The organism is Xenophilus sp. (assembly GCF_044462705.1).
GTDB lineage: Bacteria > Pseudomonadota > Gammaproteobacteria > Burkholderiales > Burkholderiaceae_C > Xenophilus > Xenophilus azovorans.
Window position 1 is genome coordinate 1 of the sequence record NZ_JBIQNC010000213.1, and the last position, 7,860, is coordinate 7,860.

Consider the following 7,860-nt stretch of genomic DNA (forward strand, 5'->3'; position numbering starts at 1 on the left):
CGCCTGACCGCCTTGAAGCTGCTGGCGAAGAAGAAGCGCATCCCCGCCGACTACGAAGTGCCGTGCCTGCTGGTGGCCGATGCGTCCGCCCGCACCGTCAGCCTCGCGGAGAACGTGCAGCGCGAGAACATGCACCCCGCCGACCAGTTCGCGGCCTTCGCCGCGCTGGTCAAGGAAGGCCGCTCGGTGGAGGACATTGCCGCAGACTTCGGCGTGTCCCCGCTGGTGGTGCAGCGCCGCTTGAAGCTGGCGAACGTCTCGCCGCGCCTGCTGGCCGATTACCGCGCCGGAGCCGCGACGCTGGAACAGTTGATGGCCTTGACCATCACCGACGACCACACCGCGCAGGAAGCCGCGTTCTATGGTGCGCCGGAATGGCAGCGCAGCCCGTCCAAGCTGCGCGAGCGCCTGACCGAGCGCGAAATCGACGCCGCGCACGCGCTGGTGCGCTTCGTCGGGCTGGACGCCTACCGGCAGGCAGGCGGCGGCATCCGCCGCGACCTGTTCGCAGAAGGCGATGCCGGAACCTACCTCACCGATACCGCAGTGCTGGAAACGCTGGTGCGCGACAAGCTGGCAATGCTGGCCGAGGACGTGCGCGCCGAGGGATGGGCATGGGTGGAGGCCGTGCCGCGTCTGGCCTACGAGGAACGGCAGGCGTTCCAGAACGCCCCGCGCCACCGCCGCGAGCCGACCAGCCGCGAGGCTCGCCGCATCGCCTCGCTGGAAACCCGCCTCGAAAAGATCGAAGCCGAACTGGAAGAAGCCCCCCAAGTTGAAAGCAGCGAGGACGAGGCCAAGGCCGAGAAACTGGAACAGCGGCGCGATCAGGTGGTCGGGGAACTGCAAGACGCGGAGGACGCCTTACAAGGCTATGCCCCCGAAGTGCGCGAGGTGGCCGGTGCCATCGTCACCATCGACCGCAGCGGCGAGGCCGTCATTCATCGCGGCCTGCTGCGCGAAGCCGAGGCGAAGGCGCTGCGCACGCTTGAAAAGCTGCGGCGCGGTTTCGGCAGCACCGAAGGCGAAGCCGCCAACGACGAGCACGAGGACGCCGACGACGCGCCCAAGGCCGCGAGCCTGTCCGACCGGCTGGCGCAGTGGTTGAGCGCCCATCGCACGGCGGCGCTGCAAATCGAAGTCGCACGGCATCCGCACGTCGCGCTGGCCGCGCTGGTGCATGGCATGGTGCAGAAGGTCTTGCAGCCCGACGCCTACGGCGATGGACTGCCACTCGGCGTGCGCCTCACGGCGCAAGACCGGCTGGAAGGCATGGCCCCGGACTGGCCGGAATCGCCTGCCGCCGTGGCGCTGCGCGAACTGCAACAGGTAGCCGGTGAAGCCTTGCCGGAGGACAGCGCCGAACTGTTCGCCGCGCTGCTGGCGAAGTCGCAAGACGAACTGGTGCGGCTGCTGGCCGTGTGCGTGGCTTCCACGGTGGACGTGGTGACGCCCCGTGCCACGCCGCACCAGCCCGGCAAGGAACTGGCGCAGGCCGTGGGCCTCGACATGGCCGCATGGTGGAAGCCGACCGCAGAAGGCTACTTCAAGCACGTTTCCAAGGCCGTGATTCTGGATGCCGTGGGCGCGTTTGCACCGGAATTCGTCACCCGGCTGGCGAAGCTCAAGAAGGCCGACATTGCCAGTGAGGCCGAGCGGCTGGCCGATGGCACCGGCTGGATGCCCGCCATCTTCAAGGCCGAAGGCCCGCAGGAGGCCGCGCAGGAAGAAGGCCCGGAGCAGGACGCCCCGGAGGATACCGAGGCAATGGCGGATGAACCCGCCGAGGCACTGGCCGCTTGACCCGCGCCGAAGGCAAGCGCCCCGGCCTCGACCGGGGCGCTTCGCTTTGTGTGGTGGCGCATCGAGACGAAGGAATAACCGCGATCAGCACCGCGCCCAGGCCGTTCCGCCCTGGGCGCGGTGGACGCGAAATCCGGGTGCGACAGTGGCCGCGCCCGGTGTTCAAGGCCAATAGCCGAATTAAAACGCCGCCGCCTTCGCGCTGGCTCAGGCGGCGGCGTTGAAGGCATCGCTGTAGTGCGCGATGCCTTCCGGCACTGTCCCATGCAGGGCCAGCGCCATGAAATAGCCGGGCGGCACGCCCGGCAGTTGCAAGCCCGCATGGGCCTGGAAGCCAAAGCGCTTGTAGTACGTTGGATCTCCCAGCAGCACGCAGCCTGCGGCCTGCATAGCCCGCAGTTCAGACAGCGCCTGTTCCATCAGGCGCGAACCGATGCCTCGCCCCTGCCTTGGCGGCAGGACGGAGATCGGCCCCAACCCATACCAGCCCTCGGTCTTTCGCCTGTGCTCATGGGTGATCGTTACTGGCGACAGCGCGACGTGACCGACGACGCGCCCATGTTCTTCGGCCACGATGGAAAGCGTCAGTTCGTTGGCGGCACGCAAGGCGCGCACGATGAATTGCTCGGTGTGGCTGGTGTGTGGTGCATCAGCGAAGGCGGCGGTCGTGACCGCTTCGATGGCGGCAATGTCGTCGGCGGTTTCGTGTCGGAGCTGGATGGTCAGGGTGTGCCACATGAGATTCAGACGCCCATCGCCATGACCCAGCCCACCAGCCCGGCTAACAGCACCACGAGCGCCGGCGGCACGCGCCCCACCGTCAGCAGTCCGAACGAGAGCAGCGCCAGCCCAAAATCCGCCTTGCTGTGGATGGCACTCGTCCATACCGGGTCATAGAGGGCGGACACCAGAATACCGACCACGCCGGCGTTGATGCCGGCCATGGCCGTCTGGATGCCCGCGCGGTGGCGCAGCCCTTCCCAGAACGGCAGTGCACCGACCAGCATGAAAAAAGCGGGGAGGAAGATCGTGCCCAGGAGTGCCAGCCCGCCGATCCAGCCATGCAGCGGTCCGTGGGCGACCGCGCCGAGGTAGGCCGAGAAAGTGAACAGCGGCCCCGGCACGGCCTGCGCCGCACCGTAGCCGGCCAGGAAGTCGGCATTGCTCACGACGCCGCTGGGCACCACCGAGGCCTGCAGCAGCGGCAGCACAACGTGTCCACCGCCGAAGACCAGTGCACCGGAGCGGTACACCCCTTCCAGCAGGGCTATCGTGGACGAGTCCGTGGCTGCCGCCCACAGGGGCAGCCCGACGAGCGGTGCGGCAAACAGCAGCAGCGCCACGATGCCCAGCTTGCGCGAGACGGGGTAGCTGTGGGCGTGGCCGCCGCCGGGTTGCGCGATCTTCAATGTCCACCAGCCCAGCAGCCCTGCCACCGCGATGGCGGCAAGCTGTCCCGCGGCCGAGGGCAGGACCATGGTCAGCAGCGCCGCCAGAATGGCCAGCGCGGCGCGCGGCCGGTCCGGGCACAACGACTTGGCCATCCCCCAGACCGCTTGCGCCACGATGGCCACGGCGACGACCTTGAGCCCGTGCACCCAGCCGGACTGGGCCAGCCCCTGGTACTCGGCGATGCCAAAGGCGAACAGGATCAGCGCAATCGCCGATGGCAAGGTGAATCCGGCCCAGGCCGCCAGCAGCCCCAGCCAGCCCGCGCGGCCCAACCCCAGCGCCATACCGACCTGGCTGCTGGCCGGCCCCGGCAGGAACTGGCACAGGGCGACCAGATCGGAGTAGCTGCGGTCATCCAGCCAGCGGCGACGCTCGACGAACTCCGAGCGGAAATAGCCCAGATGCGCGATCGGCCCGCCGAAGGAGGTCAGCCCCAGCTTGAGGAAGGCGCCGAAGACTTCGACGGGTGAGCCGCGCGCGGCAGCGGCCTCATGCTGCAAGGTGTTGGTGGAATCTGTCATTTGTGCATCGCCTCCCCGGTGAACTCCCGGATGCGGTCCTTGGCCAGCGCCAAGCCTTCCTTGCCCTTGGGCGTGATCGTGTAGAGCTTGCGCACGGTGCGCCCTTCACGCTCCTGGCGGGAGACGAGGTAGCCGTCGCGCTCCATCTTGTGCAGCATCGGGTACAGCGTTCCGGGGGAGAGGCGGTAGCCGTGGTGGGCCAGCTCGTCGATCATCCATTGCCCGTAGATCTCCTGCTCGGCTGCGTGGTGCAGCACATGCAGGCGGATCAGCCCCGACAGCAGGTCGTGGTGCTCCATGGCACGTGGAGTAGGTTTCTCTTTCATATCGAATATCGATAACGAAATTCGATAATACCAGCCTCACTTCAGATTGCCTGCCGCTTGTGCGGGAGGTCTCAGACCCTGCGACCCTCCGCATCCACCACGGCTTCGCCGTCTTCCTTGCGGAACGCGCCGCGCTGCGGCTGCGGCAGGATGTCCAGCACGGCCTCCGAAGGCCGGCACAGGCGCGTGCCCAGCGGCGTGACCACAATGGGCCGGTTGATGAGGATGGGATGCTGGAGCATGAAGTCGATCAACCGGTCATCGCCCCACTGCGGGTCGCCCAGGCCCAGTTCGGCATAGGGCGTGCCTTTCTCGCGCAGCACGGCGCGCGCCGATACGCCCATTGCGGCGATCAGCACCATCAGCGTCGCCCGATCGGGCGGGGTCTTCAGGTACTCGATGACCGTGGGCTCCTCGCCGCTGTTGCGGATCAGGGCCAGCACGTTGCGCGAGGTGCCGCAGTCGGGATTGTGGTAGATCGTGACGGTGCTCATGGGAGTGACCTGGTTGGTTATCGGGTGGCGGAGTTCGGGCCGCATTCGTACCAGCCGCGCGAGCGGTTGACCACGCGCACGACCAGCAGCATCACGGGTACCTCGATCAGCACGCCGACCACGGTGGCCAACGCCGCGCCGGACTGGAAGCCGAACAGGCTGATGGCGGCGGCCACGGCCAGCTCGAAGAAGTTGGAGGCACCAATCAGCGCCGAGGGACAGGCAATGTTGTGCTGCTCGCCCAGCCGACGGTTGAGCCAGTAGGCCAACCCGGAGTTGAAGAACACCTGGATCAGGATCGGCACCGCCAACATGGCGATCACCAGCGGCTGGCGGATGATGGCCTCGCCCTGGAAGGCGAACAGCAGCACCAGCGTGAGCAGCAGCGCCGCGATCGACAGAGGGCCGATGCGCTCCAGCGCCCGGTCGAAGGCGGCTTGGCCCTTGCTCAGCAACGCGCGGCGCCAGAGCTGGGCCAGGATGACCGGAATCACGATGTACAGACCGACCGATACCAGTAAGGTGTCCCACGGCACCGTAATGGACGATAAGCCCAGTAGCAGGCCCACGATTGGGGCGAAGGCGAAGACCATGATGGTGTCGTTCAGCGCCACCTGCGACAGCGTGAACACAGGATCGCCCCCGGTCAGCCGGCTCCAGACGAACACCATTGCCGTGCAGGGTGCGGCGGCCAGCAGGATCAGGCCCGCGACATAGCTGTCGAGCTGGTCGGAGGGCAGCCACTGCGCGAAGACCTGGCGGATGAAGATCCAGGCGAGTAGCGCCATCGAGAAGGGTTTGACGGCCCAGTTGACGAACAGCGTCACGCCGATGCCGCGCCAATGCTGCTTGACTTGGCCGAGAGCGCCGAAGTCCACCTTGAGCAGCATGGGAATGATCATCACCCAGATCAGCAGGCCCACCGGCAGGTTGACCTGCGCGATCTCCATGCGGCCGATGGCATGGAACACGCTGGGCGCGAACTGGCCGAGCGCGATACCGGCGACGATGCACAGCAGTACCCACACGCTCAGGTAGCGCTCGAAGACGCTCATGGTGGGGGCGGCCGGCACGCGGCTGGCCGTTTGGGTTCCAACACTCATCGCGCAGACCTCACTTCGTGCCGATGCTGCGCAGCTCGTGCTGCAGCGACATGGCATCCAGGCGTTGCATCGGCAGCGACAGGAATAGCTCGATGCGCCGGCGCAAGGTCAGCGCCGCATCCGTGAATGCCTTGCGCTTCTGTTCGTCGGTGCCCTCGACGGCTGCGGGATCAGGCACACCCCAATGCGCCGACATCGGGCGTCCCGGCCACACGGGGCAGACCTCGCCGGCGGCGTTGTCGCAGACCGTGAAGATGAAATCCAGCTCCGGCGCACCGGGCGCCGCGAACTCGTCCCAGTTCTTGCTGCGGTAGCCGGCGGTCGGCATGTGCAGCCGCTCCAGCGTGGCGAGCGCCAGTGGGTGGACTTCGCCCTTGGGGTGGCTGCCCGCCGAGTAGGCGCGAAAGCGCCCCTGGCCCAATTCATTGAGGATGCCTTCGGCCAGGATGGAGCGGGCCGAGTTACCCGTGCAGATGAACAGGGCGTTGTAGGTCTTGTCGGTGGTCATGGGTATCTCACATCAGCAGCAGGAGGAAGCCGGCTTCACCGCAACGCCCACCGGCTTGCCGCGCACCGGGGTACAGCACGCTGCGGCGGAAGTCGCTGCAGGCGCCGCTTCGTTAAAGACCGGAATGTTGCCCAGCGTGTGGAAGTGCTCCCAGGCCACGCCCTGCGGATCGGTGATCCAGTGCTTCTCGCTGCGCGCGTAGCAGCAGGTCGTGGTGCCCTCGTCCAGCAGCGTCATGTCGGCCGCCTCGGCGCGGGCCTTCAGCACCGCCAATTCCTCGGCATCGTCGGTCTGGATACCCAGGTGGTCGATGCCCGGCTTGTTGCCACGTGTGGAGATGGCGAAGTTGACCGGCGGGTCTTCGAGCATCCATTTGGCGTAGTCGCCTTCGACGCGCGCGGGCTGCGCGGCGAACAGTTGGGAATAGAAGCCGATGCTGCGGTTCAGGTCATCGACGTGCAGGTGGACGTGAAAGCGCTTCATGGGGGTGATCCTTTCAGCAGGAAGTACAGGCAGAGGAGGATTCGGTGACCTCGCACGCGCCGCCCTGGCAGCAGTGCTCGGTCAGATAGCCGAGCAGCCCATTCATCTGGGTGAAGTCGGCGCGGTAGATCAGGTTGCGGCCCTGCTGCTCGATGGTGACCAGGCCGGCATGGGCCAGTTCTTTCAGGTGGAAGGACAGGGAGTTGCGGGCCACGTCGAGCTGGTCGGCGAGGACGCTGGGTGTCAGCCCTTCGGGGCCGGCGACCACCAGGGCGCGGAACACGCGCAGCCGCTGGGTATGGGCCAGGGCGCCGAGGGCGGAAATGGCTTGGGTCTCGTTCATGATTCGATAATACAACATTTATTGAATCATTGGCAAAACGCTTCAATTGAATGGAGCCTGCGCGCTTGCGAGGCTTGACTTTCAAGACAGTTGCTCACGCCTTCGCGCCTGCGGCGCTGCGCGCTTCGCTTGCCTCCAGGGGAAAGCCCTGCGGGCTATCCCCGCCGCGCGCAGCTTGGCGCCCCTCGATGTGGCCGAACCGGCTGCGCCGGATCGGCCCGTCCAGCGCCCCGCCGCGATGAACGGGGCGCTGGCGAACACGCTGGCGCTTGCTGCGGCAGGTTATGCAGGTGCGTGCCGTCCTCAACGCTGGCGGTTCCTGCCCATCACGTCACGAAGGACGGTTCACGGACAACCCGCCCGGCATCGCTATGGAGCTTCCACGCCACGCCTCAAGACCGGCGCCGCAAGGTGTGGTGGAGGCGTTCTCGCCTGTCGTTGCGGGGTTGACCTCGCCCGCGTCAGCGGGCGAGCCGGAGAAGCCTTCGAGCGGGGATGCCGAGCAGGCCCTATCTCCTTTCGGAGCGGTTCGACCCAAGGCGTCCTTGTCTCGTTGTGAATCCTGGCGGTGGCGCGGCTGCGCCTCGGGCTTCATGGCTGCAACCGTCCGGCGAAAACAATTTCCCCGCCGCTGCACGGCTTCCTCGCGCAGCAAATTCTTTTCGCCTCCCGGCTCTCCACTGCGTTTCGACCGCAAGCGGTGCGGCCAGCCCGTCCCCTGCCGGCCGGATCACAACAAGGACGCGATGGGCGCGAACCTTGTTCAACCGAAAGGAGAAAACATCATGGCCAACATCGGCACCTTCACCGCAGACAAAGACGGCTTC

The 7,860-nt window shown here is 66.8% G+C and carries 9 protein-coding genes and 1 pseudogene; 2 read left to right on the forward strand and 8 right to left on the reverse strand.

What is annotated here, in order from left to right; all coding sequences use genetic code 11:
• The coding region (locus ACIY1X_RS22400; RefSeq protein ID WP_399684876.1) for a chromosome partitioning protein ParB at positions 1 to 1,803 on the forward strand (1,803 nt) is incomplete at its 5' end.
• A gap of 207 nt (positions 1,804 to 2,010) precedes the next feature.
• Here ACIY1X_RS22400 and ACIY1X_RS22405 read toward each other — a convergent pair.
• The 8 genes from ACIY1X_RS22405 to ACIY1X_RS22440 all read right to left on the reverse strand — a co-directional run bounded on the left by ACIY1X_RS22405 (position 2,011) and on the right by ACIY1X_RS22440 (position 7,033).
• Positions 2,011 to 2,541, reverse strand: coding sequence for a GNAT family N-acetyltransferase (locus ACIY1X_RS22405; RefSeq protein ID WP_249045031.1), 531 nt, complete (start codon positions 2,539 to 2,541; stop codon positions 2,011 to 2,013).
• Positions 2,542 to 2,546: 5 nt separating this feature from the next.
• Positions 2,547 to 3,776 carry a chromate efflux transporter gene (gene chrA / locus ACIY1X_RS22410; protein ID WP_003107233.1) on the reverse strand — a complete coding sequence of 410 codons (1,230 nt, stop codon included), beginning with the start codon at positions 3,774 to 3,776 and terminating at the stop codon, positions 2,547 to 2,549.
• Complete coding sequence (locus tag ACIY1X_RS22415) at positions 3,773 to 4,075, reverse strand: PadR family transcriptional regulator (RefSeq protein WP_003107234.1); 303 nt, start codon at positions 4,073 to 4,075, stop codon at positions 3,773 to 3,775. The genes chrA and ACIY1X_RS22415 overlap by 4 nt, the downstream gene beginning before the upstream one ends.
• 98 nt (positions 4,076 to 4,173) lie before the next feature.
• Positions 4,174 to 4,596 carry an arsenate reductase (glutaredoxin) gene (arsC, locus tag ACIY1X_RS22420; protein ID WP_013721779.1) on the reverse strand — a complete coding sequence of 141 codons (423 nt, stop codon included), beginning with the start codon at positions 4,594 to 4,596 and terminating at the stop codon, positions 4,174 to 4,176.
• A 17-nt stretch (positions 4,597 to 4,613) separates the two neighbouring features.
• Positions 4,614 to 5,699: an ACR3 family arsenite efflux transporter gene (gene arsB, locus ACIY1X_RS22425; RefSeq protein ID WP_013721778.1), complete on the reverse strand. Its 1,086-nt coding sequence runs from the start codon at positions 5,697 to 5,699 to the stop codon at positions 4,614 to 4,616.
• Positions 5,700 to 5,709: 10 nt separating this feature from the next.
• On the reverse strand, positions 5,710 to 6,207 hold the full coding sequence (locus tag ACIY1X_RS22430; protein ID WP_013721777.1) for an arsenate reductase ArsC: 498 nt from the start codon (positions 6,205 to 6,207) through the stop codon (positions 5,710 to 5,712).
• 12 nt (positions 6,208 to 6,219) lie between these two features.
• A complete protein-coding gene (locus ACIY1X_RS22435; RefSeq protein WP_003107243.1) occupies positions 6,220 to 6,690 on the reverse strand; it encodes an ArsI/CadI family heavy metal resistance metalloenzyme in 471 nt (156 codons plus the stop codon).
• A gap of 13 nt (positions 6,691 to 6,703) precedes the next feature.
• Positions 6,704 to 7,033, reverse strand: coding sequence for a helix-turn-helix transcriptional regulator (locus ACIY1X_RS22440; protein WP_003116799.1), 330 nt, complete (start codon positions 7,031 to 7,033; stop codon positions 6,704 to 6,706).
• A 593-nt stretch (positions 7,034 to 7,626) separates the two neighbouring features.
• Between ACIY1X_RS22440 and ACIY1X_RS22445 the strand changes: the two are divergent.
• A pseudogene (locus tag ACIY1X_RS22445) lies at positions 7,627 to 7,860 on the forward strand (DUF736 domain-containing protein); the annotation flags it as partial.

Coding starts and splice junctions, on each gene's coding strand:
- ACIY1X_RS22435 (WP_003107243.1), bottom strand. CDS start 6,690: ATGAAGCGCTTTCACGTCCACCTGCACGTCGATGACCTGAACCGCAGC.
- arsC (WP_013721779.1), bottom strand. CDS start 4,596: ATGAGCACCGTCACGATCTACCACAATCCCGACTGCGGCACCTCGCGC.
- chrA (WP_003107233.1), bottom strand. CDS start 3,776: ATGACAGATTCCACCAACACCTTGCAGCATGAGGCCGCTGCCGCGCGC.
- ACIY1X_RS22415 (WP_003107234.1), bottom strand. CDS start 4,075: ATGGAGCACCACGACCTGCTGTCGGGGCTGATCCGCCTGCATGTGCTG.
- arsB (WP_013721778.1), bottom strand. CDS start 5,699: ATGAGTGTTGGAACCCAAACGGCCAGCCGCGTGCCGGCCGCCCCCACC.
- ACIY1X_RS22405 (WP_249045031.1), bottom strand. CDS start 2,541: ATGTGGCACACCCTGACCATCCAGCTCCGACACGAAACCGCCGACGAC.
- ACIY1X_RS22440 (WP_003116799.1), bottom strand. CDS start 7,033: ATGAACGAGACCCAAGCCATTTCCGCCCTCGGCGCCCTGGCCCATACC.
- ACIY1X_RS22430 (WP_013721777.1), bottom strand. CDS start 6,207: ATGACCACCGACAAGACCTACAACGCCCTGTTCATCTGCACGGGTAAC.